This is a genomic window from Streptomyces sp. NPDC054770 (genome assembly GCF_053611985.1).
Map to the genome: position 1 here is coordinate 76,267 of NZ_JBSHBL010000019.1, position 25,450 is coordinate 101,716.

General features: G+C 71.6%; 24 protein-coding genes and 1 pseudogene. 10 read left to right on the forward strand and 15 right to left on the reverse strand.

What is annotated here, in order from left to right:
* Positions 1-35 precede the first annotated feature (35 nt).
* Positions 36-2,441: a SpoIIE family protein phosphatase gene (locus tag ACWGKQ_RS19065; protein WP_453293083.1), complete on the reverse strand. Its 2,406-nt coding sequence runs from the start codon at positions 2,439-2,441 to the stop codon at positions 36-38.
* Positions 2,442-2,720: 279 nt separating this feature from the next.
* Positions 2,721-3,587, reverse strand: a complete 867-nt coding sequence (locus ACWGKQ_RS19070; protein ID WP_453293084.1) for a CBS domain-containing protein — start codon at positions 3,585-3,587, stop codon at positions 2,721-2,723.
* A gap of 459 nt (positions 3,588-4,046) precedes the next feature.
* Here ACWGKQ_RS19070 and ACWGKQ_RS19075 point away from each other — a divergent pair, with 459 nt between their 5' ends.
* The 4 genes from ACWGKQ_RS19075 to ACWGKQ_RS19090 all read left to right on the forward strand — a co-directional run bounded on the left by ACWGKQ_RS19075 (position 4,047) and on the right by ACWGKQ_RS19090 (position 8,916).
* Entirely contained in the window at positions 4,047-4,334 is a 288-nt protein-coding gene (locus ACWGKQ_RS19075; RefSeq protein WP_453293085.1) for a DUF1876 domain-containing protein, read from the forward strand.
* A gap of 150 nt (positions 4,335-4,484) precedes the next feature.
* Positions 4,485-5,381 (forward strand): DUF1918 domain-containing protein, encoded by an 897-nt coding sequence (locus ACWGKQ_RS19080; protein WP_453293086.1) that lies wholly within the window; start codon positions 4,485-4,487, stop codon positions 5,379-5,381.
* A gap of 183 nt (positions 5,382-5,564) precedes the next feature.
* Positions 5,565-6,440: a universal stress protein gene (locus tag ACWGKQ_RS19085; RefSeq protein WP_453293087.1), complete on the forward strand. Its 876-nt coding sequence runs from the start codon at positions 5,565-5,567 to the stop codon at positions 6,438-6,440.
* A gap of 73 nt (positions 6,441-6,513) precedes the next feature.
* Positions 6,514-8,916 (forward strand): glycoside hydrolase family 65 protein, encoded by a 2,403-nt coding sequence (locus ACWGKQ_RS19090; RefSeq protein ID WP_453293088.1) that lies wholly within the window; start codon positions 6,514-6,516, stop codon positions 8,914-8,916.
* Positions 8,917-8,970: 54 nt separating this feature from the next.
* On the opposite strand, the pseudogene ACWGKQ_RS19095 reads toward ACWGKQ_RS19090, so the two are convergent.
* From ACWGKQ_RS19095 to ACWGKQ_RS19110, 4 genes and pseudogenes are all read right to left on the reverse strand, one after another.
* Positions 8,971-9,869, reverse strand: a pseudogene (locus ACWGKQ_RS19095) (universal stress protein).
* 426 nt (positions 9,870-10,295) lie between these two features.
* The gene (locus ACWGKQ_RS19100; protein WP_453293089.1) at positions 10,296-10,484 is read right to left on the reverse strand and encodes a hypothetical protein; all 189 of its coding nucleotides are present in this window, start codon (positions 10,482-10,484) and stop codon (positions 10,296-10,298) included.
* A 46-nt stretch (positions 10,485-10,530) separates the two neighbouring features.
* A complete protein-coding gene (locus ACWGKQ_RS19105) occupies positions 10,531-11,127 on the reverse strand; it encodes an Rv1733c family protein (protein WP_453293090.1) in 597 nt (198 codons plus the stop codon).
* 2 nt (positions 11,128-11,129) lie between these two features.
* Positions 11,130-12,119 (reverse strand): Acg family FMN-binding oxidoreductase, encoded by a 990-nt coding sequence (locus ACWGKQ_RS19110; protein ID WP_453293091.1) that lies wholly within the window; start codon positions 12,117-12,119, stop codon positions 11,130-11,132.
* 277 nt (positions 12,120-12,396) lie between these two features.
* Between ACWGKQ_RS19110 and ACWGKQ_RS19115 the strand changes: the two genes are divergently transcribed.
* Positions 12,397-13,374 (forward strand): GerMN domain-containing protein, encoded by a 978-nt coding sequence (locus ACWGKQ_RS19115; protein ID WP_453293092.1) that lies wholly within the window; start codon positions 12,397-12,399, stop codon positions 13,372-13,374.
* A gap of 18 nt (positions 13,375-13,392) precedes the next feature.
* Here ACWGKQ_RS19115 and ACWGKQ_RS19120 read toward each other — a convergent pair whose 3' ends face one another.
* The gene (locus tag ACWGKQ_RS19120; protein WP_453293093.1) at positions 13,393-14,124 is read right to left on the reverse strand and encodes a CBS domain-containing protein; all 732 of its coding nucleotides are present in this window, start codon (positions 14,122-14,124) and stop codon (positions 13,393-13,395) included.
* 457 nt (positions 14,125-14,581) lie between these two features.
* Here ACWGKQ_RS19120 and ACWGKQ_RS19125 point away from each other — a divergent pair, with 457 nt between their 5' ends.
* Both ACWGKQ_RS19125 and ACWGKQ_RS19130 read left to right on the forward strand, forming a co-directional pair.
* Entirely contained in the window at positions 14,582-15,550 is a 969-nt protein-coding gene (locus tag ACWGKQ_RS19125; protein WP_453293094.1) for an Acg family FMN-binding oxidoreductase, read from the forward strand.
* A gap of 178 nt (positions 15,551-15,728) precedes the next feature.
* A complete protein-coding gene (locus tag ACWGKQ_RS19130; RefSeq protein WP_453293095.1) occupies positions 15,729-16,349 on the forward strand; it encodes a hypothetical protein in 621 nt (206 codons plus the stop codon).
* A gap of 12 nt (positions 16,350-16,361) precedes the next feature.
* Here ACWGKQ_RS19130 and ACWGKQ_RS19135 read toward each other — a convergent pair whose 3' ends face one another.
* Positions 16,362-18,089 carry a GAF domain-containing protein gene (locus ACWGKQ_RS19135; protein ID WP_453293096.1) on the reverse strand — a complete coding sequence of 576 codons (1,728 nt, stop codon included), beginning with the start codon at positions 18,087-18,089 and terminating at the stop codon, positions 16,362-16,364.
* 151 nt (positions 18,090-18,240) lie between these two features.
* Here ACWGKQ_RS19135 and ACWGKQ_RS19140 point away from each other — a divergent pair, with 151 nt between their 5' ends.
* The gene (locus ACWGKQ_RS19140; RefSeq protein ID WP_453293097.1) at positions 18,241-18,420 is read left to right on the forward strand and encodes a hypothetical protein; all 180 of its coding nucleotides are present in this window, start codon (positions 18,241-18,243) and stop codon (positions 18,418-18,420) included.
* Positions 18,421-18,561: 141 nt separating this feature from the next.
* The gene (locus tag ACWGKQ_RS19145; protein ID WP_453293098.1) at positions 18,562-19,014 is read left to right on the forward strand and encodes a pyridoxamine 5'-phosphate oxidase family protein; all 453 of its coding nucleotides are present in this window, start codon (positions 18,562-18,564) and stop codon (positions 19,012-19,014) included.
* Between the two features lie 345 nt (positions 19,015-19,359).
* Here ACWGKQ_RS19145 and ACWGKQ_RS19150 read toward each other — a convergent pair whose 3' ends face one another.
* The 5 genes from ACWGKQ_RS19150 to ACWGKQ_RS19170 form a co-directional block, all read right to left on the reverse strand.
* Positions 19,360-19,977 carry a hypothetical protein gene (locus tag ACWGKQ_RS19150; RefSeq protein ID WP_453293099.1) on the reverse strand — a complete coding sequence of 206 codons (618 nt, stop codon included), beginning with the start codon at positions 19,975-19,977 and terminating at the stop codon, positions 19,360-19,362.
* 163 nt (positions 19,978-20,140) lie between these two features.
* A complete protein-coding gene (locus tag ACWGKQ_RS19155) occupies positions 20,141-20,995 on the reverse strand; it encodes a universal stress protein (RefSeq protein WP_453293100.1) in 855 nt (284 codons plus the stop codon).
* A 268-nt stretch (positions 20,996-21,263) separates the two neighbouring features.
* Positions 21,264-21,491, reverse strand: a complete 228-nt coding sequence (locus tag ACWGKQ_RS19160) for a hypothetical protein (RefSeq protein WP_453293101.1) — start codon at positions 21,489-21,491, stop codon at positions 21,264-21,266.
* A gap of 56 nt (positions 21,492-21,547) precedes the next feature.
* Positions 21,548-22,177, reverse strand: a complete 630-nt coding sequence (locus ACWGKQ_RS19165) for a DUF3887 domain-containing protein (protein ID WP_453293102.1) — start codon at positions 22,175-22,177, stop codon at positions 21,548-21,550.
* 95 nt (positions 22,178-22,272) lie between these two features.
* Positions 22,273-22,719 carry a pyridoxamine 5'-phosphate oxidase family protein gene (locus ACWGKQ_RS19170; RefSeq protein WP_453293103.1) on the reverse strand — a complete coding sequence of 149 codons (447 nt, stop codon included), beginning with the start codon at positions 22,717-22,719 and terminating at the stop codon, positions 22,273-22,275.
* 435 nt (positions 22,720-23,154) lie between these two features.
* Between ACWGKQ_RS19170 and ACWGKQ_RS19175 the strand changes: the two genes are divergently transcribed.
* A complete protein-coding gene (locus ACWGKQ_RS19175) occupies positions 23,155-23,820 on the forward strand; it encodes a CBS domain-containing protein (RefSeq protein WP_453293104.1) in 666 nt (221 codons plus the stop codon).
* 58 nt (positions 23,821-23,878) lie between these two features.
* On the opposite strand, the gene ACWGKQ_RS19180 is transcribed toward ACWGKQ_RS19175, so the two are convergent.
* Both ACWGKQ_RS19180 and ACWGKQ_RS19185 read right to left on the reverse strand, forming a co-directional pair.
* The gene (locus tag ACWGKQ_RS19180; protein ID WP_453293105.1) at positions 23,879-24,481 is read right to left on the reverse strand and encodes an Rv1733c family protein; all 603 of its coding nucleotides are present in this window, start codon (positions 24,479-24,481) and stop codon (positions 23,879-23,881) included.
* 48 nt (positions 24,482-24,529) lie between these two features.
* A complete protein-coding gene (locus ACWGKQ_RS19185) occupies positions 24,530-25,231 on the reverse strand; it encodes a CBS domain-containing protein (RefSeq protein WP_453293106.1) in 702 nt (233 codons plus the stop codon).
* Positions 25,232-25,450 lie beyond the last annotated feature (219 nt).

Genomic DNA, 25,450 nt, shown 5'->3' on the forward strand with positions numbered 1-25,450 from the left:
GATCTGCTGGACGATCCCCCTGCGGACCACGCTTCTCAGCACCCGATCTCCGCCCAGATCGTCTTCCCCTGGGCATGGTGACGTGTCCCCCAGCGATCGGCGAACTGGGCGACGAGCAGCAGGCCGCGGCCGCCCTCGTCATAGGTGCGGGCACGCCGCAGGTGCGGCGCGGTGCTGTTACTGTCGGAGACCTCGCAGATGAGGGCACCGTCGCGGATGAGGCGCAATTGGATGGGGGGCTGCCCGTAGCGGATCGCGTTGGTGACGAGCTCGCTGATGACCAGCTCTGCGGTGAAGGCCACCTCGGACAGCCGCCAGGCCGCCAGTCTGGCCTCGACCTCCACGCGAGCTCCGGCCACCGCGGCCGGGTCGGAGGGCAGGTCCCAGGTGGCCACCTGACTGGCGTCCAGGATTCGGGTGCGGGCGACGAGGAGAGCGACGTCGTCTTGCGGTTGTAGGGGGAGCAAGGCCCCAATCAAATCGTCGCAGACGGCTTCCGGCGAGTGCGCGGACTCCTCCAGGCACCGGAGCAACTGCGAGAGGCCGTTGTCGAGGTCATGCTCGGGTCCTTCGACGAGGCCGTCGGTGTAGAGCGCGAGGAGACTCCCTTCAGGCAGCTCCCACTCGACCGTTTCGAAGGGCAGCCCGCCCACGCCCAGCGGAGGTCCAGGGGGTACGTCGACGAAGTACGCCGTACCGTCGGGCGTGACGACGGCCGGAGGCGGGTGGCCCGCGGTGGCGGCCGTGCAGCGGTGTGCAACCGGGTCGTACAGCACGTAGAGGCACGTGGCGATGAGCTCGGTGGGAACGTCGAGATCGGACTCGATCTCGGGGTCCGGAGTGGGATCCTCTTCGGTCGCCAGGTGGCTGACGAGGTCGTCCAGGTGGACAAGCAGCTCGTCGGTGGGGAGATCGACGTCGGCCAGCGTTCGCACTGCGGTCCGCAGCCGGCCCATGGTGGCGGAGGCGCGCAGGCCGTGGCCCACCACATCTCCCACCACCAGCGCGACCCGCGCACCCGACAGGGGGATCACATCGAACCAGTCGCCCCCCAGCCCTGCCCTGGTACGGGCCGGGCGATAGCGATGAGCGACCTCGACCGCGTTCTGGGCGGCGAACCGCCGAGGGAGCAGACTGCGCTGAAGTGCCAGTGCGGTGCCGCGTTCGAGGGTGTAGCGGCGGGCGTTGTCCACGGCCACGGCGGCCCGTGCTGCGATTTCCTGGGCCAGGAGCAGATCGTCGTCCTGAAACGGCTCCTGGCGCTGGTGGCGGGTGAAAACGGCTACGCCCAGGGTGATGCCGCGGGCACGCAGCGGGACGACCATGATCGAGTGGACTCCGAACGTCCCGACCACCCGCGACCGCTCGGGGTCCGCCTCCCCCCAGTCCCTGATAGCCCGGTCCTGGGCCCGGTGGCGCGAGGGACGGCCGGTTGCCATACAGCGCACGGGCGGCGTGGACTCCGGGTAGTAGTCCACATCTCCCGGCCGGATCACCGCTTCGGGCACACCGGGGAGCACGGACTGCTGCCCGGCGCGGCGCAGGGCGACGGTGCCGGTCGCGGACGGGCTCGGTTCGACCCCCCGGAACAGCGAGTCGAGGAGGTCGATGGTGACGAAGTCGGCGAGCCGGCCCACAGCGACATCGGCCATCTCCTGGGCCGTCTGCATCACGTCGAGAGTGCTGCCCACCTGTGTGCTGACGTCGTTCAGCAGGGCGAGTCGCTCCCGGGCCAGATGTTGTTCGGTGACGTCGAGCGCGGTGAGTTGCACACGTCGCACCTGCCCCGCCGGTGTCTTGAGCGGAGACACGGTGATGGACCAGACTCTCTCGCGCGCCTCGGGCCGGGCCCTGCCCCGCACGTGGAACTGCTCGGGTTTCCCGGTCTCGAACACATGGCGCATACCGTCCTCGACCGAGTGGCAGATGTGGGGCGGCATGATCTCGGTGACCCGCCGACCGCGCAGTTGGTCTTCGGTGAGAGCCAGTTCGCGAACGGCGCCGGCACTTGCTCGCAGGGCCCGCAATTCGGAGTCGTACACCATGACGGGCACGTGACCCTGGGCGAAGGCTTCCTCTGTCGTCGCAGTGCCCTGTTCTGCTTCGCCCGGCTCGGTGGCCACAACGAGCCGTTGTGCATGGCCTTCGCCGTCCAGCGACGGATACGTGCGCAGCCACGCCTCCAGTCGCCGGCCGTCCCGGTGCCGGAGCAGTACGGCGCCGCTTCGCCGGTCGAGGGCCTCGGTGAATCCCCCGTCAATGTGCGCGTCCGCATCAAGGAGACGGGTTGCAGGACGTCCGACGACGTCTTGGCAGGAGTAGCCCAGCAGTCGCTCGGCGCCTGGGCTCCACCCCGTGACGATCCCCCGCGCATCGACCACGGCCGAGGCCGCCGGATCCGGGAGAGCTCCGGAGCCATTACCAGCGGTGTAATCGCGCATTTGGATCATCGCCCATCCGGCACACGGAATCCGGAGCCGTGGGGAAACGGCGCCGCGGCTGGCGGCCGTCCCTGCCGCCCCCTGTCCTCCTCCACTTCTACCGTTCCCCGCGCACGCTCGCAGGTCGGCGCTGTGCCTGTCGTGTGGCCCCGCGCCGGGCCGAGTTCGACGAACCCGCAGTCGGGGCGCGGGGCGGGGCCGCGTGTGGGGCCTGGCCGTCTTCCGTATGGTCTCCGAGGCCGAGCTGTCGGCCAGCCCCGGGAAGGCCGGAACCCCAGGTCAGGCAGCGGTGAGGAGGTTCTTCACCTCGACGACGTCGGCGATGGCCTCCACCTCCGCCACGAGGCGGGCCGCGCCGGCCGGAGTCATCCGCCCCGTCAGCGCCACGATCCCGTCGTGAACGGTCACCTCCACGGCGTCCTGGTCGCCCGGCGAGCAGCACGCTTCGATCCGGTTCTCGACCTCCGACCGAATTCCGGCGTCGTCCCTGATCAGGGCCTGCAGCAGGGCATCGCGGCGCACGACGCCGACCAGGCGGCCGTCGCGGTCGGTGACGGGGAGCCTCTTCAGCCGGGACAACGCCGCGAGCCAGGCTGCCTCGGCGACGGTCGCGCCCGGCAGCACCGTGATCGCGGGGCTCGTCATAAGGTCGGCGGCCGTCTCCCCGCGCGCCTTGCCGTAGAGCCGTCGCTCGCGCAGCCGCCCGATGGGTCCGGGCCGGTGACCGGAGGCCTCGAAGGCTACCTTGGCGAGCAAATCGGATTCCGAGACGACGCCGACGACAAGGTCCTCGTCGTCCACCACCGGGAGTGCGCCGACCTGTTCGCGCGCCAGCAGCCGGGCGATGTCGCGGTACGGCAGGTCGTCGCGCAGTGCGGCGGCGGGCACGTCCATCACCTCCCGCACCAGCCCCGGCCCGGGAGGGGGCGGAGGCAAGGCGGTGGAAGGCTGGGAGCGGGTGGTGCCCCCCACCGGTGCCGTCGGGGCCTGCGCCTCGCTGCCGGCGTGTCTGGCGGCGGCCGTGGCCACGGCGCCCAGATAGCGGAGCAGCATGTCCGGCCGTTGCGACTCGCCGGGGCTCCAGGGGCGGGCAGGCCGGTCCCGACGGGCCTCGGCCTCCGCGGAGAAGTTCTCGTGTTTGTTCACGGTGGCCTCCCGATTCCGTGGACTCGCCTTCCGTCCCAGTCTTTCGCTCCGACCGGTCCTGCCAAGAGCCGAACGGCCCTGGGAAACGGCGTGCCGGCCCTGTCCGGTGCGGCACGCGCCGGGAACGGTGAGACTGAAGATGCAGCCCACCGGGAAGAGGCCGCGATGAGTGTGCGGGATCTCTCGGAACGGTTCCGCCCGGCGGGGACACCGGGTGCATCCGCTGCCGGGGTCCCTGCCGACCGTACGGGAGAGCGAGCCGCGGAACTGGGGCCCGCCCTCGCCCATGGAGGCGCAGCCGCCGGCTGTCGGAGTCCGCTGGATACCGCTGGGGCCGGACGCTGGTTCCGTAGGGACGTTCGGCCCTGGAAACCGGGCGCGCCGCCGTTCGACGGTGGGACACGGAGGGGGAACCGGACGGCGACCCGCCGTCGGATGTTCCGTGGTGAGGAGGAAGCCATGCCGCACACGGCACAGTGGAAAGTGAGTCTCCGACTCTTCGAAGAGGACGACGGGACGACGAAGGCGCACGTGGTGCTCGACACCGGCACCTCCGCGCTCACCGCGATCGGAACCGCACACTGTCATCCGGCGGACACGAACGTGCCCGAGATCGGCGACGAACTGGCGGCGGGCCGGGCCATGAACGCCCTCGGCCAGCAGCTTCTCAACACCGCCGAATGCGATATCGAAGGCATGGGTATACCTCCGCCGGGCGGCAGCCAGAGGACAGGATGGGCCATCTGAAGCCAGCCAGGGTGACGAGGCGGGTCCCGAGCCGCGGTACCGCCGAAAGCGGCCCACGCCACGTTCCTGATGCCCGGCTCCGTCCCATGCGGCGACACGGCACACGTGGCACGTTGGATACAGCGGCATTCTGAGGAGAGGGTGGCGATCATGCATGCTCACCTCGGCGACCAACTCGTCGTCGAGAGCCCGGCGACCGGCGCAGCCCACCGCGACGGCGAGATCGTCGGACTCCACCACGAGGACGGCACGCCTCCCTACGACGTGCGCTGGTCGGACACGGATGAAGTCACGCTCGTGTTCCCAGGTCCCGACGCGCACATCCGCCACCTTGAACGAGGGCATCCCGCGCTGGTGCGAGAGACGCGGCCGGAATCCACGTCCGCCGCCACTGGGACGGCGGACCCCGGCGACATCGGCCGACGCGTGGCCGTCGAGCGCCGTAGACGTGGGATAACCCGGGTGGAGACGGCCCGCCGCGCCAGGATGTCGCCCGACTATCTCGCCTATCTTGAGGAGCACCCCGCGGACCCGGGCCTGGGGACTCTCATCAGGCTCGCCGACGCGCTGGGTACCACGGTGACCGCGCTCCTGGGCGGCGGCACCGGTCTCCCGCCCGGCCAGGGACACGCGCTGTTGCACCCCCGGTTCCGGGAACTCGGCCCGGAGGAGTGCCGCACCCTGCTCTCCACGCACGGTGTGGGGCGCGTCGCCGTGTCGGGGGCCGACGACCGCCCGGTGGTCGTCCCGGTCAACTACGAGGTCGTCGACGAGGCCATCGTCTTCCGGACCGCGCCGAACTCGGTGGCCGCCCGGGCCGCGGAGACCGAGGTCGCGTTCGAGGTGGACCGCCTGGACGAGGCGTTCAGCCAGGGCTGGAGCGTCCTCGCCGTCGGCCCGGCCAGCGTTGTGGCGGACCCCGACGCCGTACGCAGGCTCGCCCAGCATGCCCACACGACACCCTGGCCGGGCGGCGAGCGCGAGATGTGGGTGTCGATCCGGCCCACGAGCCTCACGGGCCGTCGGATCACCGCGAACGGTCAATAGCCGTTCCCGGGCCGATCCGCCCCGGCGTGCCATGCCCCGGCCGCTGACTTGCGCAGAAGCCGCCGCAGTCGGGAGTCGGCCGGCGTGTCGCGGCGGTCGGCAGACGGTGCGACGGTGTTCACAGGGGCCTGTCCGCAATCACCGGGGCCTCTCTGCAACCGGACAGCGAAGGCGGTGACGACCATGGAACTCCCCCTGGTCGTGGGTGTCGACGGGTCGGACTCCAGTCTGCTGGCGGTCGACTGGGCGGTGGACGAAGCAGCACGCCAGGGGCTGGCGCTGCGCCTGATCCATGCCTCCCGGTGGGAACGCTACGAGGAGGTCCGCCCCTCGTTCGGCGGAGGGCGTCCGGCAGAGGAGGTCCTGGCACAGCACATCGTCGCCTCCTGTGCCGAACGCGCCGGACTGCGTAATCCCGAGGTCAAGGTGTCGGCCGAGGTGTTGCCCGACGACCCCGTGTCCGCGCTGCTGGCAGCAGGGTCTGATGCCTTCGCCCTGGTCACGGGCGTCCGTGGGCTTGGACGGATCGCCGGGATGCTGCTGGGTTCGGTGAGCCTGGCCGTCGCGGCTCGTGCCGCGTGCCCGGTCGTCGTGGTCCGTGGCACGGAACACGCCCGCCAGGGAGCCGGCGGCCGGGTCGTGGTGGGGGTAGGGGATCCCGAGGGCAGCACCGGCGCCGTTCGGTTCGCCGTGCGTGAGGCCGAAGCACGCGGTTGCGGTCTGACCGCCGTACGGGCGTGGCGCACCCCGACCGTCGAGCCCGTGGACCACATGCCGGCCGCCGACGACGACGCCCGGCAGCGCGAGCATCAGGCCTCCGCCGCCCTCGACGACGCGCTGTGCGAGGCCGAGCGGGAGCACCCCCGGGTGGAAATCCGTCGACGCGCGGTCGAAGGCCCCGCCCATCGCGTCCTGCTGGACACGACGGCCGAGGCCGACCTCGTCGTGGTCGGCGCCCGGCGTCGGCAGGGTCACTTCGGCCTGCAGCTCGGCAGGGTCGCGCACGCCCTGCTCCACCACTCCGAGTGCCCGGTCGCCGTCGTTCCGCAGCCGGTCTGAAACCGCCGCACGGCCCTGGGGACCTGGACCGTCCCGGCAGGAGAACGCCTCCGGGGAGAGGGAAAGGTGGCGGATGTCGGAGTGGACATGGAAGTGGACGGGTTACGACCCCGCCGCCGAGCGGTTGCGTGAATCTCTCTGCACTCTGGGCAACGGCTACTTCGCCACGCGGGGCGCACTGCCCGAGTGCAGGGCGGACCTGGTCCACTACCCGGGAACCTATGCGGCCGGGTGCTACAACCGGCTGGAGTCGACCGTGGCGGGCCGGCAGGTGATGAACGAGGACCTGGTCAACCTGCCGAACTGGCTACTTCTCCGGTTCCGCCGGCGCCGCACCGGGGGTGCCTGGGGCCCGTGGTTCTCCCCGCACCCGCACACGCTCCTTGAGCACAGCCACACCCTGGATCTGCGGCGCGCGACGCTCACCCGCTCCTTCCGCCACCGCAACCACGAGACAGGCGTGCTCAGTGTCGAGCAGACCCGCCTGGTGCACATGGAGGATCCTCACCTGGCCGCGCTGCGGACGGTCTTCGCGGCGGAGGACTGGTCGGGAGAGATCGAGGTCGAAAGCTGCCTCGACAGCAAGGTGATCAACGGCAACGTGCACCGCTACCGCGCCCTCGACCGCCGTCACCTGACCGGAGTCCGGACAGGAACTCGTGAGCCCGGCACCGTCTGGCTGAGCTGCCGAACCACCGCGTCGGGCATCGTGGTCGCCCTGGCGGCCCGGACGACGGTCATCGCCGACCAGCCCCTCGTGTCAGCGGCTTTCCGTCCGACCCGCCACCGCGCCGTCAACCGCCTGGTGATCCCGATCGCTCCCGGCCGACCCGTCACCGTGGACAAGACCGTCGCGCTGCACACCTCACGGGACACCGCGATCAGCGATCCGCTGGGCGCGGCGCTCGACCGGGTGTCCGCAGCGGCGGGCTTCTCCGCCCTCCTGGACTCCCATGCCGCCGCCTGGGAGCGGTTGTGGCGGCGCGCGGACATCCAGGTACCGGGCGAGGCGGGCCGGATCCTGCGGCTCCATCTCTTCCACGTGCTGCAGACGCTGTCACCGCACACCGCGGACCTCGACGTGGGCGTGCCCGCGCGGGGGGTGCACGGGGAGGCATACCGCGGTCATGTCTTCTGGGACGAGCTGTTCGTGCTGCCGTATCTCGACCTGCACTTCCCGGAAGTCTCCCGGGCGCTGCTGGACTACCGCTACCGGCGCCTCCCCCGTGCCTGCAGGGCCGCCGCCGAGGCCGACCGGACCGGGGCGATGTACCCGTGGCAGAGCGGCAGCGACGGCCGTGAGGAGACTCAGGAGTGGCATCTAAACCCGGGTTCCGGCCACTGGCTGCCGGACCACTCCCGGCTCCAGCACCATGTCAACTCGGCGATCGCCTACAACGTCTGGCAGTACTTCGAGGCCACCGGCGACACGCCGTACCTGCACACCAGAGGCGCGGAGATGCTGCTGCAGATCGCCCGGTTCTGGGCGGACCTCGCCGTCCTCGACCCCGGCACCGACCGCTACCGGATCCTAGGCGTCGTCGGACCCGACGAGTACCACGACGGCTACCCCGGCGCCGAGCGGCCGGGCCTGGACGACAACGCGTACACGAACGTCACTGCGGCCTGGGTGCTCACCCGCGCCCTGGAACTTCTGGAGCGCCTGCCGCCCTGGCGCCGCGACGAACTCTTCGAGCAGATCGGACTCGGCCCCGACGAGCCGCCGAGGTGGGAGGAGGTCTCCCGTCGGCTGCGGGTGCCGTTCCACCAGGGCCTCGTCAGCCAGTTCGAGGGGTACGACGCTCTCGCCGAGCTGGACTGGGACGCCTACCGCGCGCGGTACGGCACCATACGGCGGCTGGACCGGATCCTGGAGGCCGAGGGCGACACGGTCAACCGCTACAAGGCCTCCAAGCAGGCGGATGTCCTCATGCTCGGCTACCTGTTCTCGCCCGCCGAACTGAGGTCGCTGTTCCGGCGTCTCGGGTACGAGCTGGACGACGACATCTGGCGCCGCACCGTGGACTACTACCTGCGGCGCACCAGCCATGGCTCCACCCTCAGCGAACTCGTCCACGGCCTGGTCCTCGCCAGGGCCAGACGGGCCGACGCGTGGCAGTACGTCCACGAGGCCCTGGAGGCGGACATCGCCGACATCCAGGGCGGTACCACCGGTGAGGGCATCCATCTCGGGGCCATGGCCGGGACCCTCGACCTGGTCCAGCGTGGCCTGACGGGGCTGGAGACCCGCGAGGAATCCCTGTGGCTGGACCCAGTCCCGCTACCCCCGCTCTCCGAGTACGGATTCACCGTGCGCTATCGCGGCCACTGGGGTGTCGGCGTACGACGCCGCAACGGGCGGCTGGAGATCGCCGTACCCGATTCGGAGAGGTCACCAATCCGCGTGGTCCTGGCGGACCGGGCCGTGACCATCGCCCCCGGGGAGACGTGCACGCTGATGCTTCGGGAGGAGTGACCGGGGTGAGGCCGGTGCCTGGGCCCGCTGCGTCGGCGTACCCGCGGAGATCTCTCAGGCGTGCGCCACGACGGCCACGGGGCAACCGACATGGTGGATGGCGGCGTGGGTGACAGGGCCGGTGTGCGGTCCTGCCGGGCGTTCGGTGATACGGCGCCCGACGACGAGCAGGCCGGCCTCGGCCGCCGCGTGGACCAGCACGGTCTGCGGCCGGCCCTCCGTGACGGTCTCGACGACCTCGACCCCGGGGTACTTGTCGCGCCACACCCGCAGGACGGCTATCAGGAAGCCGAGCCACTCGCCGCCCCGCTCCGGGGCGCTGGCCAGTCCGAGGCCCCCCGGGCCGAGCCCGATCGGGGAGGGCTGCCGCCAGGCGTGGACCACCCGCAGGCGGGCCCCGCGAAGCCGGGCCCGCCTCGAAGGCGAACTCGATCACCTCGTCGCAGGGGTCGGCGAGGTCGATGCCCAGGACGACATCCCGGTATGCGGTGCGACGCGCTGCCGTCGGCGGCGGGCAGGTGTTCGTCGGCGGGCTCCTCCCCCGCCCGGACGAGGACGACAGGGCGCTCTGCCCGTGCCACCACGCCAAGTGCCACCGAACCGACCACGAAACCGGTGAATCCGCTCAGCCCACGCGAGCCCAGCACCAGCAGCTCGGACTGTTCGGCGGTCTTCAGCAGGGCGGCGATCGCGGGTCCCTCGACCTGCTCGTCGTTCAGGCGGACATCGGGGCAGGTGCGGCGGACGCGTTCCTCGGCCTGGCGCAGGGAGCGTCGGCCCAGATACCGCTGGGCGGCGTTGGCCTGTTCACCGGACTCCTGGCGTGGGTGCCAGTTCCAGGCGTGCACGAGGCACAGCGGCCGGTCACGGCGGACCGCCTCGTGCGCGGCCCACTCGGCGGCGGCCAGGCCCTCGGCGGATCCGTCGACTCCGACGGTGACGGGCGCAAGCATGACGGTTACCTCCTGTGTTCGGACTGGTCTCGGTCCCAGCGTCTTCCCGCGGCCCGCCACCGGACAGGGGCCGCCAGGGCTCCGGCCGGGTCCGTTCGGCCCCCTCCCACTCACTCCGTCCTGGGAGATGTTCTGTTCATGTCTCCCGGCGGCTCGGCCTTGTCTCTGCAAGCGCCGTGTTGGTGGTGCTCGGCCGGCGCACGGCAGTACCGCACGAGCGCTGCCGGACGCCGTCCGGTACCGGGTCGCCGTCATGCCGTCGTGAGTCCCGGCGGGGCAGGTCGGCCGGGCCCGACCGGGCCGTCGTCTTCCCCCGCGCGCGATGACCGCGCTGCTCGACGACCCGGACTGCGAGGTGCCCGTCTTCCTGGCGGCCGGGCATATGTGCGCGGTGATGTGCCGGCGCGAGCACGAACCCGTCGCCCGTTACTCGTCCGTCGCCGTGGAGATCGAGGAGAGTGCCGTACCCGAGACGAAGGCGGTCGCCTCGACCTGCGACCTGCTCAATCTCGACCCGCCGGTGATCGCCGACGAGGGCTCCATGGTGGCGTTCGTCGATGCGGACGTGTCCGCCGCCCTGCGGGCGATGCCGGAGGGCGCGCAGGCGGTGCGCATCGTGGAGATGCCGCTCGGTGCACAGCTCCCCAGGATCTGCCGGGTGTCAGCCCTTCCTCCCGCCCCGCTGCCGGTCCATCCGGGCCCACTCCGTCTCCCGCCGGGCGAGCCGCCTGCGGTCGAGCCAGGCGCACCCGCACCGGCAGACGAGGAGTACCGCGACCGCGCCGGTCACCACGGCCACCATGCCCAGGGCCACGCCCTGGAGTCGCGCCTGGCCGGCAGTCGCGGGCGCCGGAACCAGGCGGCCCTGGTCGTCCAGCCAGACCCGCGTGGTGCTCCCGACCTTGTCACCGGCTTCGACCCGGGCGACGCCGGTGTGCGTCGTGCCGTCCGGCGCGGTCCAGCGCACGCCGGCCCAGTCTTCCGCGCTGCCGGCGCCGTCGACCGCGGGCGTGGAGCGCACCGGGTCCTCGGTCAGTACGGCCGACACCGGGTGCCGCTCGGTCCGCAGGGAGGCGGCGTCGCGTTCGACGAAATCGGCGGTGAGCACGCCCGCGGCTACGGCCGCGAGCAGGGCCAGGGTCCAGGTGGCCGGCAGCAGCCATCCCTCGACGAGGTAGCTGCGGGGCCTGAGCGGGTTGCGGCGCAGCCGCCACCACCACCGGGTCCCGGCCGTCCGTACGTGCCGCACCGTGGCCATCGTCACCACCTGGCCAGGCTGCCGTCGCGGACCAGGACCTCGGCGGGCGGGCGGCGCGGCGCGGTCCATGTCTGTGCGGGGTGGCCGAGCCGCAGCAGCGTCTGCGGAAAGTTCCCGGCCGTCAGGCGATGGCGCAACTGGGCGCGCAGCGCGGCCAGTTCGAGGGGCTGGGTGTGAAAGGCGGCCATGACCCCGCGGGCGGCGGCGGCCAGCAGGACACGCTCGAGCGCCTGCCCCGACCGCAGCCAGTCGTGGCGGTCGTCGCGTGGGGTGGACAGCACCGCGACGGTGCCCGTCCCGTGGTGGCGCCTGCGGGACGGGAGGAGGTAGCGGCGGGCGAGGCCGAGGTAGTCGCGACCGGCGAGGAGTGTGCCGTCCGGGTGGTACCGGCAGGCCTCGAAAGGCACCCCGCCGTGCCCGAGGCCGCGCATCACCTCGGCTGCGTGTCCGGGATCCGCGCGCTGGGTGTCCTCGGCGGTGCGCACCAGTTCCGCGAGCACCTCCAGCTCCTCCGGCTCGTCGAAGACCTGGAGGACGGCGCCCTCCACCCGGGCGTGCTCGCGCAGTTCGTCCATGAGGTCGTCGGGCAGCGACTCGCTCAGGAACGGCCCGCGGTGGGTGTGGCGGCGGGCTATCGCGTCGGCGAGTTCCGCCTCGTCGGGGGTGACCGGGGCGTGCGTCGAGAAACCCACGCGGGCCAGGAAGGCGGGGCTGCCGGGTTCCGGCAGCAGCTCGACGACCGGCCGGAACCCGAGGTGCCGCACAGCCGTCCTCGCGTTGAACAGTGCCGCCCCGCAGGCGATGACCATCTCCCTGCCGCCGGGGTCGGTGAGGATCATGCGGCGCCCGACGTCGGCGTGTACCTCGAAGCCGTGGTCGTGGCCCTCCTCGACGAAGAACCAGGGCTGGCTGTTGTGCGGGGAGGGCGCCAGGGAAGCGGCGCGGGTCAGGTGCACCGCCGCGTGGCCGGGTTTCTCGTACGACACGGACATGGTGGATCCCGCCTCTCGCTGACCGTCCACCCTTCGCGAACCGTCCAACCCCAGCGTCCCCCGCTCGTGCCGCCCCTCGGCATGGGCCGACGGTCCCTGCACCAGGCCTCAGCGGCCCTCCCCCGTCCCGGCAACTGCCCCTCGCCCGGCCCACGGTGGTCCTTCCTGAGCCGAACCGCCCTCGCATTCAGGTCCGTTCGGCCCGATGTCGGGGGCCGAACAGCACTGGGGGAGGCCCTAGGCGGGCGGTTCGCTGCAAGTGTCGGAGGAGGCTGCCATGTTCAGCGACACACCGTACGCCCGCCGCCATCGCTCCATTGTGGTCACGGCGACGCCGGCTCTCCCTCTGCTCATCCTTGCCGCCTGCGGCACGACCGCCGCCCCGGACACGTCCGCCGGCACATCGTCCCCCATGGACAGCGGAACGTCGGGAGGCACGACCGGTGCCCCCGCGCCCTCAGCCTCCGCGGCACCGACCTCCGCGGCACCGAAGGCAGCGGCACCGAAGTCCTCGGCCGACGGCTCCGGCACGTCGGCGGCGAAGAAGGTCCGTACAGCGCTGTACTTCCTGCACGGCGCGAAGGTCTCAGCCGCCCCGCGCACGGTCGCCGCCCCTGCGACCGCCACCGCGGCGGTGCGCGCCCTGCTGGCCGGCCCCAGCCGCTACGAGGGCAGCCGGTCCCGCACCACCGCGATCCCGTCAGGCACCGACCTGCGTTCGGTCGCCGTGCGCAACCACGTCGCAACAGTCGATCTGTCCGGCCGCTACGACGACGCCGGCGGCAGCGGGTCGATGCGGGCCCGCCTGGCTCAGGTCGTGTTCACGCTGACCCGCTTCCCGGCCGTCCACAAGGTGGCGTTCGAGATCGAGGGCAAGCCGGTCACGCACTTCGGCCCGCAGAGGATCGTGCTCAACGGGCCGGTCGGCCGCGCCGACTTCGAGGACGTGTCCCCGGCCGTCCTGGTCGAGGCGCCGCTGCTCGGCGACACGGTCCGCACGCCGCTGCGCGTGTGGGGCAGCGCGAACACGTTCGAGGCCGAGTTCCGGCTGAAGGTGACCGACGCGGCCGGGCACAAGGCCGCCGACGTCCTGGTACGGGCCACGTCCGGCACCGGCACCCGCGGCACCTTCGACGTCACCGTCCCCTACCGGGCCGTCCGGTCCGGTCCCGGCCTGCTCACGGCGTACTTCGTGTCACCGAAGGACGGCCGGCAGGCGACCGTCGACACCGTGCCGCTGACGGTGAACCGCTGACGTGCCGACGGCGGCGCGTCACAGCTTCCGCAGCCATTCGTCGGCGACCCCGTGCATCGCCCGGTCGTCGGGCCGGACGTGTGAGTCGTCCAGCCGGAAGGTGAGCTTGTCGACGACCGCGACCACGCCGTCGATCTGACGGGTCATGGAGACGGCGATCTCCGTGTCGGTCTTGCGGTCCATCTGGCCGGCCAGGATGACCACGCCCTCCGTGACGGACACGTCGATGCTGCGCGGCTGCAGCCACAGGGCGCGCTCCAGCACCTCCTCGACGACCTGTGTGTGGATCTCCGCGTCGGGTCGCAGGAAGACCTGCAGCAGGTCGCGGCGGGTGACGATGCCGACGAGCCGCCGCTCCTCGTCCAGGACGGGCAGCCGCTCCACGTGGTGCAGGGCCATGGTGCGGGCGGCGACGACAATGGTGTCGTCGGCGTGGACCGTGACGGGCGGAGCCGTCATCAACTGACCCGCGGTACGGGCCCGCGCCTTGGCGGCCCGCGTCCGGCCCCTGCGGGTCAGGCCGGCGAGCCGGTGGTGCTTCTTCGGCTCGTAGGGGTCCGGGGTGTCGGCCTGCCGGATCATCAGGTCGGTCTCCGAGACGACTCCGACGACCTTGTCGTCCTCGTCCACGACCGGCAGGCCGCTGATGCGGTGCTCGCCGAGCAGCCGGGCCACTTCCTTGAAGGGCGTCGCCTGCGCGGCGCGGACGACCTCCGTGGTCATCACGGAGCCGACCTTGTTGTGCTTCATGGCTTTCCTCCTCGACGGAGCCGACGCGGACACGAAGTCGGGGCCCGGGCGCCGGCAGTCGGGTGCTCGACCGGAAGCGGCCGATGCTCCGGTGGGTGTACCTCCGAAGTCCGGCGCGGTCGTCGGCCCGCGCCTCATCGCCGGGTCTCCCCAGGTCTGTTGACACCTCGAGCATCCACCTGAACCGGCCGCGTCCCCATGGGCTGTTCGGGACCGATCGAGGACCTGTCGGCCTTCGATCCGGGCCGGGTCTCCGGTAGGGCGGGCTCGGTCCGCGGACGAACAGACCTGCCCTGGCGGACGGTTCGCCTTCGTCCCTGCGGTCGGCCGCGTCCGGGACTTCCGGCGCGACGCGGGGCCGTCCGGCCCCTGCCCCACCGCCGGCGGGCGGGCCACCGTGAACGGAGCTTCCGACCAAGCCCGACGGCCCCTGGTCACCGAGCGGGGAGGAGACCCCATGTCCACCACGCTGCTCGACGTGGCGACCCTGGAGAAGATCGTCTCGGCTGCTGTGGCTGCCCCTTCGATCCACAACACCCAGCCCTGGCGATTCCGGCTGGACCCGGAGACGCCAGCCCTGCAGATCCGGGCGGCCGCCGACCGCGGTCTGCGGCACATCGACCCTTCCGGGCGCGCGCTGCACCTGTCGGTGGGCTGCGCCCTGTTCAATGTGCGGCTGGCTGTCGCGCACTTCGGCTGGGAACCGGTGACCCGGCTGCTGCCCAGACCCGACGAGCCCGGCCTGCTGGCCGCCGTCCGCCTCGGCGGTCCCGTCCGCTTCTCACCGGCCGCGGGGCTGTACGACGCCGTGTGGCGCCGGCACAGCAGTCGCTTCCCGTTCTCCGACCGGCCGCTGCCCGTCTCCCTGCTGCACGAGCTCGCCGAGGCCGTGCACGCCGAGGGGGCCCTGCTCGGCTACCCGGATCCCGGCGAGACGGATCGCCTGCTACGGGCGACGCTGGAGGCGGAGCGGCGCAACACGGCCGACCGCGACCGGGGAGCGGAGAGCCGCCGATGGATCCGGGAACCGGACGGCACGGCGCTCGGCGTTCCGCCGTCGGCCGTAGGACCGCAGGACTACCGAGACCGGGTTCCGATGCGGGACTTCGGGGCCCACCGCCACCCGGCCGAGCTCGCCGCCCGCACCTTCGAGCAACGACCCACGATCGCCGTGCTCTCCACCTCGCACGACCGCCGGGCGGACTGGCTGCGGGCCGGTCAGGCGCTTCAGCACGCCCTGCTGGTGGCGACGGCCGCCGGCGTGCGGGCGTCGCTGCTGCACCAGGCACTGGAATGGCCGGAGCTGCGTGAGCAGTTGGCAGGGCCGCAGGACGGCCGGGTGCACGCGCAGATGGTGATCCGTCTGGGGTACGGACCGGAAGGGCCGCCCTCCCCTCGGCGTACGGCGGCGCAGGCCCTGGAGTAGGGCCCGCCCGTGCTCCGCCGGGAGCGCGCCGTGGTCCGGCGTTCCCGCGCCGCGCTCGCCCGCAAGGCACCGAACGGACCACTCGGGCAGTCCACTCGGCCCTCGCAGGCACCTGCGGACCGCGATCTCCTGAGAGCGAGGAACGCTCCTGTTCCTCTCCGGGAAGGAGGAGAGTTCCATGTCCGAGCCCTCGACGGTCCGCCACATCATTCCGGGTTCCACGGTGCCGCCTCTCCCGTCGCCGGAGTCGGCCGCTACCGCCTCCGGCGCCCCCGGGCGTGCGGGCAGGCCGCTGTCCGCCGTCGACCATGTCGCCGACTTCTACGGTGCCTACACCGACGCGCTGCGCGACCGGGGCCGGGGACAACTCGCCGACGCACTGCGGCATCAATACCTCTCACCCGAGTTCCGCCGCAGCCTGATCAGCTGGGAAGCGGTCCACGACCGGGACGGTGTGCTGCGGGCGCGGGGCGTGCCGGCCTCGTGGCGGGTGGTCTACGACAACAGCGGCACGGGGCACTGCTGGAGCCGGGTCACCCTGGTCTGGGAGGACGACGAGAACCGGCCGTACCGCACCACCCATTACTCCCGGTCCGTGCGCATCAGCCTCGTGCGTCCGCCGGGCGGCCTGGAGAGGCCGAACGGCCCCGGACCAGGGCCGGTCGGACCGCCCCTGGCCGGGAGTGAACTCTCCTGGGTGTCCCCACTTACCAGGGTGGTCCCGCGAATCGAGCACGGCGATGGGCCACGCGGTCACAACGAACCGCCGTACGGCCTCACTTCGCCGTCGGCGTCATAGTGGACGGTTCGGCTACCGCTCCCCCACGGGCACCTGCCACACCAGCGAAGTGCCGCCGCCCTCAGGGCGGTTCACCTCCAGCGAGCCGCCCAGCTGCTCGGCCCGCTCGGCCATGTTGCGCAGCCCGCTGCGGCGGCCCTCGGCCGGGATGCCCACGCCGTCGTCGGTCACCGTCAGCCGTACCTCACGGCCGTTCGCCTCCAGGGCCACATCGGCCCGCTGGGCCTGCGCGTGCCGGGCGATGTTAGTCAGGGCCTCGGACAGCACGGCGATCACGTGATCGGCGATCTCCCGCGGCACCTCCGTGTCGACCAGGCCCTCCATGCGCACGCTAGGCGGGAAGCCGAGGACCTGGGCGGCCTCGCCGATCGCCCGTACGACACGCGACCTCAGTCCCGTCCCGGCTCCGCCGTCACGTGCCCGAAGCCCGAAGATGGTCGACCTGATGATCTTGATCGTCTCGTCCAGGTCCTCCACCGCCCGCATGACGCGCTCGGCGGCCTCCTCGTGCTCGATGAACCGCCCGGCGCTCTGCAGCGTCATACCGGTGGCGAACAACCGCTGGATGGCCAGGTCGTGCAGGTCCCGGGCGATGCGGTCGCGGTCCTGGAGCACCGCGATCTCCTCGGCGTCCCTGCGTCGGTCGGCAAGCTCCATCGCCACGGCGGCCTGAGCGGCGAAGACCTGCAGGGTCTCGGTCTCCGTGCCCGTGAACGGCTGCCGCCCGGTTTCCCGCGCCAGCAGGACCACACCTCGCGGACCCGCCTCGCCCGTGCCGATGGGCACCGCCACGGCAGGGCCCAGTCCCCCGAAGCGCTGAGGCTCCAGGGAGATGCGCTCATCGTGGCCGACATCCTCGCTGGTGACCGGAGCCGCAGCGGAGAATGCCAGGCCCATCAAGGTCCGGTCCAGGGACAGAACCAGCCCCTCGTGCGCCTCGGCGTCGAGGCCGACGGCGATCTCCACAGCCAGTGACCCGGCACCCTCCACGGGTAGGGCGACCACGGCGAGGGCCGACCCCGTGATCTCACCGGCCCGCTCCGCGATCAGGGCGAGGACCTCGGTGGGGTCGCCACCGGACATCAGGCTGTGGGTGATCTCGGCGTTCGCCTGCAGCCAGCGTTCCCGCAGCCGCGATTCCTCGTACAGGCGTGCGTTGTCGATCGCGACGCCGGCCGCCACCGCCAGTGTGGACGTCACCGACACGTCGTCCTCGTCGAACTGCAGCCCGCCGCGCTTCTCGGTCAGGTAGAGGTTGCCGAAAACCTGGTCGCGTACCCGGATGGGCACGCCGAGGAAGGTGTTCATCGGCGGATGGTGGGCGGGGAAGCCGTGCGAGGCGGGGTGCTGGGAGATCTTCGTCAGCCGCAGCGGCTCGGGGTGGCGGATGAGCTCCCCGAGGATGCCGTGGCCTTCGGGGAACGGGCCGATCGCGGCGATCTGGTCCTCGCCGACCCCGATCGTGTGAAAGGCGGACAGCCGCTTGCCGTCCGGTCCGATCACGCCCAGGGCCGCGTACTCGGCGTCGACCAGCACGGCCGCCGCCTCCACGATGCTGTGCAGCGCCTGCTCCAGGTCCAGTTCCCGGCCGACCGAGAGCACCGCCTCCAGCAGGCTGTGCACCCGGTCCCGAGTGCTACGGGCCGCGTCGAGCCGCGCCTGCAACTCCTCCAGCAGCTCGTCCAGCCTGAGCTGGGGCAGCCGCACTCGAGCCCCTCCGGGCTCCTCGGAGCGTGCCACCGGTGACCCTCCCGACTGTGCGCAGGCCGGGCCGACAGTCGGCTGTCCGGTCACATGACACCGTAACGTTCCGGGCCCGGTGAGAAAACAGAATCCGCCGCGCTGCGACATCCTCATGGGTCGCCGGACACCTTCGCGCACGGTCCTGACCGTGGAGCTGGGAAGTACCGGCGGTGAACGCCCCACGCAGTCGCACGCCGCCCGCGAGTCGGGGCCCACCGAACCCGACCGGCTGCGGGCCCGCCCGGAGCGGCTCGCGCCACAGGCCGCCGGCGCCTCTCCCGCCGTGGCGAAAAGCGCTGTCGCAGACATATCGGCCGTAGCGATGTGAAGGACCCACCAGGCCCGGGAGTGGCCCGAACGGCCCTAGTGCCGAAGGCTGCCTCCCCGTTCGAATGATGTGATCCATCAGAATCGGCCCGCGGACGAAACCACGGTGGCCGAGTGACCAGAACACCTACGGATACCGCCTATGGCCCTGGACCAAGCGCAGCCGGTCTCCCCGGGACCCCGCCAGAGCGTGACGCTAGACGCCACGGAGGCCTTCAGGCTGCTGGGCAGCGTCTCGATCGGGCGGGTCGTCTTCACCCGGCACGCCCTGCCGACCGTGCGACCGGTCAACCATGTCCTCGACGGTGGGGACGTCGTCATCCGCACCCACGAGGGCGCGGCCCTGACCTCCCGCAGCCGGCAGGCGGACGCGCCGGGCGTGGTCGTCGCCTACGAGGCCGACTCCATCGACCCCGTCACCCATCTGGGCTGGAGCGTCGTGATCACCGGGTACGCCCGGCTGGTCACCGACGCCCGGGAGCTGGCCCGCTACCGCGAGCTGCTGCACCCCTGGGTGGGCGGTGCGATGGATTACGCGGTCCGCATCCACCCGGATCTGATCACCGGCATCCGCCTGGCCCCGGCCGCCACCTGAGTCGGGCGGTGGCAGATGTACGGCCGGCCGTGGCGGCTCGGCCTGGCGTGAGCGGTCAGCGTGCGGGACGACGGCCGCCGGGGCAACCGCGTGCCGGACCACCTCGGGCGTCTCCGGGCCGATCGGCGAACCAACGGTCGCGGTGCGGCGGTTCCAGCAGGCCCACAGGTCCCTTTGCGGTGCCGAAGAACCGTTGTGGCGCCAGGTGACGACATGTGACAGCACCCGAAAGGGCGCCGCCGCTGGGGATGATGTTCCCCTCAGCGGCGGCGCCCCTGGCGCGATGCGCTCCGGGCTGTCAGAGCAGCCACCGGTTTCGGAGCCGCTCACGGTTGCGACCGACGGTCACAGCAGCCAGCGGTTGCGGTTGACGAAGGGCAGCCGCGCCCAGACCTTGCCCAGGCCCCAGGTGGCGCCGGCGCCCGCTGCCGCGAGGGCGATCAGCACGACGGCGTAGATGAGGTGGTAGTCGGCGAACGGGTTGGTGGACATGCTCAGCGACCCGTCCGACAGGTGCTTGGCCGGGGGCCACTCCGCCATCCACATCAGGGCCATCATCGCCGTGCCCGCCACCGCGGTGAGCCGCAGCGCGACGCCCGAGACGAGCGCCAGGCCGATGCCCAGCAGGCCGAGCATGAACAGCCAGTCCGCCCAGACGCCCCCGGCCCAGTCGTGGAACGTTGACTCCAGCGGCCCGGCCGCGACCGAGCTCAGGAAGCCCTTGGTGGGCGAACCGCCGTCGATCCAGCCCTTGCCGGACGGTGTGGCGTAGCCGAAGCCGAAGGTCTTGTCGAGGAACGCCCACAGGAAGACGAACCCGGTCAGCAGGCGCAGCCCGGCGAGCACGTGCGCACCGGTCACGGTCGCCGTCGCGGTGTCCGCGGCCTGCGGAGCCGCTTCCGCCCGGTTCCGGGACGGGAGACGGAATCCCAGGTGACGTTGCGGGTGGTTGTGCACTGCCATGATCTTCATCCCCTCCGAGGAGTGTCACGCGGGGGCTGTCACAGCCCTTGTCGCGTTTTCAATGTCCCGCCTGCGCCCCGCCCGCCGGAGGGGCTGCAAGGACCCCGTCGACGGCCCGAACGTCCCGTGTCTCAGGGCCACTTGGCGACCGCGAGCGTCCGGGTCACCGGCCCGGGGGCACCAGCACGACCGGGCAGTGCGAGCGGTGCAGCAGGGTGTACGCGACGGGGCCGAGGTGCGGCCCGGGGTGTCCGGTCCGACGGTGGGCGCCGATGACCACGACCGCCGCCTCACGGGTCGCCTCCAGCAGGGCGTGGGAAGGTCCGCTGCGCACGGTACGGGCGTCGACGCTCACGCCGGGGTACCGCTCCTGCAGACGGGAGAGGCTGAAGCGAGGCACGGCCGCCTCCGCCCGGTCCCGCAGGGCAAGACGCTGCTGGCCGGGGCTCGACGCGGAGACCAGCCAGGGCAGTTCGGGCGTGACGTACCGGTGGTCGGGTGCGTGCAGGACCCACAGCCACACGCCACGACGCTCCGCCTCCTCGAAGGCGTACACCGCTGCCCGGGCGTCGGCGTCGCCCCGCAGACCGAGCAGCACCGCCGGCCGCTCACCGGGGGGCGCGGCGCCGGTATCGCACGGGTGGTCCTCCCGTACGACCATCAGCGGACCGTGCACATGTGCGGCCAACCGCAGGCTCACCGAGCCGAACAGGGCGCCGGTGACCCCGCCGAACCCCCGCGTGCCGACGACGGTGAGGGCGGCGCACCTGCTCTCGTCGGTCAGCACCTTTACGGCGCTTCCCTGTACGGCCTTGGTCACCACTCGCAGGGCGGGGTGGCGAACGGCGACGCGAGCGGCGGCCGACGCCAGGATGGGCCCGGCCTCGTCGTCGTCGGGCACCGCGTAGACGACGCGCAGTTCGGTGTGACGGCGTACGGCTTCGTCGGCGGCCCGGTCCAGGGCCCGTACGGCGACCAGTGAACCGTCCACACCCACGGTCACGTGATGGAGAGTCATGTCCCTTTTCCCTTCTGTGCCTTGCTGCTCGCATGCAGCGGAAGGGGCCGCCGGGACCAGAGCGCGGACACCGCCGGGCGGCTCGCGGGTTCCGATACGGCTCCGAGGACGATGCTCGTGCCGCGCGCACGCCGGGGGCAGGGACCGCTAGAACCCCACCGGCACGCCGTACGGCCCCTTCTCATGGGGCCATACGGGCTGCCCGGTCGTGGAGGCCGAGCGGCTGGGGGAAGCCGCAGCACGCCGGATGAAGTCGCGGCGGGGACGGCTATCGGTTCTCGGCCCGGCCGAACTTCAGATAGGCGATGAGTCCGAAGACGTTCCCGAAGACGTTCCCGAAGGCGCAGACGGCCAGCCAGACCTGAGGTGTCAGGCTCCGGGTTTTCGGGTGTCGGGCGACGTCGATCATGCAGAGAACGGCGGGGAACACAGCGATCAGCGGCGCTATCACCATCCAGGGCGTGGTCGGTGATGTGCTGAGGGAGTCGGCAAGCATGGGCGGTCTTTCTGGGGCGGCTCACCCGGCAGGTGCCAGTGGCTCTCCGGTAGGTCTCACGGGGTCTCGGGCGGGATGATGACCAGCCCTGCGACCTTCTCGTCAGCGTCGAAGGCAACCCGGGCCCTCATCTCGCCGGCCTCGTAGCACAGCGGGATGTCGACGACCGTGTGATCGCCGATGCGCCGGACGAACGGCTCGGTCCGGCCGAAGCCCTCGAAGGTGCCGACCAGTCCGGCGACCGTGGCAAGGCCGTTCCCGCGCACCTCGTCGGTGAACGCCGCCAGGACCTCGGCGTTGAAGGTTCGCCGGGCTTCGTCCATGCGGCCTTCCAGGACGTCCTTGACGATGGCGAGGGCGCGTTCCGCGGCGTCGAGCATGCGTACCGTCTTGTCCATGGGTTCTCCCGTTCGGGGATCGATCGGCTTGCCGAACCGCTGGAAGGCGGCCTGGCGGGTGACTCCGAGCAGGTCGCCGACCTCCTGCCAGGTGTGGCCGGCATCCCGGGACTGCTGCACGCACAGCTTGAGCACCTGGCCCGCCAGGTCGTCGACCTCCTGCGAGCGCCGGACGAGGTCGAGGTAGGCGGGCTGCGTCAGCGGGCTCGCCACGGCTTCGGCCAGGGCCGAGGCCCGCTCGGCCAGCAGACCGCTCAGGGCGGTGAGGGGCATCGCAGAATCGACCATGTGTAAAGGATTCCTTTACACGCTACCGACGTCAAGGAAACCTTTACACCTGACTCGATCTGGCGAGGAGGACCGGCAGATCCGAGGACAGCAACTCAGCCGGAGGCCCTCAGATCCACGCCGTACATCGTGCGTCCGGCGACCAGCTCGCGTCCGGTCACCAACTCCGGCTCGATACGGACGAAGGCCTCCTCCGGGGAAGCCACCCAGGAGCGAGGCCCGGTAAGGGCAAGGCGCTGCTGCTCGACGGGGTCGGTGACGACCGTGGCGCGCCCGGTGACGACGACGCTCCAGCCCGAGTGGGCCTCCGCATCGACCTCGTCAGCCTCGAAGGCGACCACCGCGCCGTCGATCGCACGGACCAGCTCCGAGACGGCCGCGGTACGCAGCAGCACCGCACCGTCCCGGTCCAGACAGAAGTTGACCGGAAGCACCGCGGGCAGGGCGTGGCGCGTGTGAACGATACGGCCGACAGCCGCCCGCGCCAGCAGCCGCAGACACTCGTACCGATCGAGTTCGCGGAATCCGTCGTTGGGGTACATGAGTCAGCCGTCTCTCAGACCGTCATCCACCGCCGGGTGCGGCGGTATGGGTACGACTCCATCTTTCGCTTCGCAAACCCGCGAACCAGGGGCCGTCCGTCCCGGCCTGTCCGGACAACGGCCCTTCTGTCGCGACTCGGCTCCGGCGTACGGGAGGGCCGTACCGGCGTGACGGTCGTTCAGAACGTCGAACGCTGTGGTGACCAGCGCGGCGAGGATCGTCGACATCGCCGGCGCCGGCAGAGCGGAGAAGTGGCCCCAGAGCTCCGACGGAGCTCCGGACGCATGGACCGGGCGACCCTCCGTACAGGGGGCCCGAATCCAGTCCGAACGTCCCGTTCCGGGGTCCGAGCGGCCTGTGGCGTTCGGACATTCCGGCACTCACCCTGAGAAGAGGGACCCCTCGGGCCCGCCCGTCCATCCGAGGAGGAGACCATGCACGGCAAGCCGCACACCGTGAGCGAGGTCATGACGCACGCCGTGGCCGCCGTAGGCCGCGATGCCCCGTTCAAGGACGTCGTGACCCTGCTGGAGCAGCGGAAGGTCAGTGCCGTGCCCGTCGTGGAGGGTGACGGCCGGGTGATCGGTGTCGTGTCCGAGGCCGATCTGCTGCGCAAGGAGGAGTTCCGGGACAGCGACCCGGACCGGTTCGCACAGCTGCGGCATCTGGACGATCTGGCGAAGGCCGGCGCGGCGACCGCCCAGGAGTTGATGAGCTCGCCCGCCGTGACCGTGCATCCCGGTGCCACCCTCGCCCAGGCGGCCCGCATCATGGCGCACCGCAGGGTCAAGCGGCTCCCCGTGATCGACGACGAGGGCCTGCTCAAAGGGATCGTCAGCCGCTCCGACCTGCTGAAGGTCTTCCTCCGCGACGACAAGGAACTCGCCGAGGAGGTGCGTCACGAGGTCGTCGACCGCCTCTTCCCCCTCTCCGCCGACCACATTCAGGTCGAGGTCGCCGAAGGCGTCGTCACCCTCACCGGGTGGATCGACGGCTCCGGCCTGGCCCCGGTCGCCGAGCGGCTGACCCGTGCCGTCGAGGGCGTGGTGGACGTCCACTGTCTCCTCGTGCCGATGTCCGCACGGAGTGACCTGCGATAACGGAGCCCTACGTGACAGGACCCCCGGTATCGCAGGTTCTCCTGTCCGGTATCCGAGGTCATCCCTTGCCCCCGCTGAAGTTCCGCCACTGGGGACCGATCTGCCGCCACTCCGCGTCCCACTCGTCGAGGCGGTGACGCATCAACTGCCGACGGATCACCCAGCCGGCACCCCAGACCCCCGTGCTGACGAGCGGAGCCACGAGGGCAGCGGTCATGACGGTCTCGAAGGTCGCCTCTGCCTGGCTCGGCGGCGGGCCGACGAGCCGCTCACCGTGGTTCACCCAGACCTGGAGCCGGATGCCCGTGGTGGCCGTCGGGTCGGCCTTCGCAAGACCGGTGTGCGTGGAGCCGTCGGCGGCCGTCCAGCGCACCGTGACCCATACCTTCCCCACGTCGTAGCCGGCGACGACCGGTGAGCCCTCGGCCGCGTTCTCGGTCAGTTCGGCGGACACCGTATGAGCGGCCGCGCGCCGTTCGGCGAACGTCTGGTCCACGGCCTGACCAGCGGCCCATCCGGCGAGCAATCCGCCGAGGAGGGTAACCGTCCAGACGGCGAGCACGATCCAGGCTTCGACGACGTCGCTGTGCCGGCGCAGCGGATTGTGCCGCCAGCGCCAGAGCGGTCTTGTGGTCACGTGTGCTCGGCTGGTCCGTGCCATGGTCCGTCGCCTTCTTCCCGGATCCGGGACATGTGGGCGCCTGCGCCCTCAGGCCGGAGAGACGCGCTCGTCGCCGGGGAGATCGGGGTCGAGGTCGGGGCGGTGACGCGGGCCGGTGAGTGCGCAGTCCACAGCGATCACCCCGTCGACGCTCCGTACCCACCCGACCGCCACCGGGATCAGCGTGGTGTCCGTGACGCGGCCGGTGAGGGTCACGACGCCGCCGTTGACCGCCACACGTATCGGTCCGGCCGAGTCGGCGAAAAGGTGCGGCACGATCGTGTGCCGGATCTCCTCGGCGATGTCCTCGTCCTCCCGCAGGAACACCTTCAGCAGGTCGGAGCGGCTGACGACGCCCTTCAGCAGGCCGTTCGCGTCGACCACCGGAAGCCGTTTGACTCCGTGCCGCGCCATCGACCGCGCCGCCTCGGGCAGCGTGGCCTCGGGGTGCACGGTGACGGCCGGGACGGTCATCAGCTCCTCGACGGTGACCGATCCTGCCTTGGCGGAGCGGGAGTCCGGCAGGCTGTCGTCGTACCGGACGGGAGCGCCGTCGCAGGTCTCCTCCTTGCGCAGCAGGTCCGCTTCGGAGACGACGCCGACCACACGTCCGTCGTCGTCCAGTACAGGCGCCGCGCTCACCTGCCACTGCTGCAGGGCCGTCACGATCTCCTTGAAGGCGGCGCCGTGGTGCAGGGCGAGGACGGTGTGGGTCATCACGTCGCTCACGACGTGCGGAGAGCCGGTCATGGCGACCTCCTGGGCTCGGCTGTCGGGGTCCACACCCTCAGACTCCGCCCCCCGTCCGCGCGGGGCTTGGGCCGAACGGTCCTGTTCCGGGCCCCGGTCTTCCCCGATCCCGTCGGCTTGTACACGGGCAGCTGGCATCGGCGCCATCGTGCTCGCGCGCGGGGAGTGCGCAATGGCACCTGGACTCGCGGACCGGCTGTAGGACCGGTTGCGCACCCG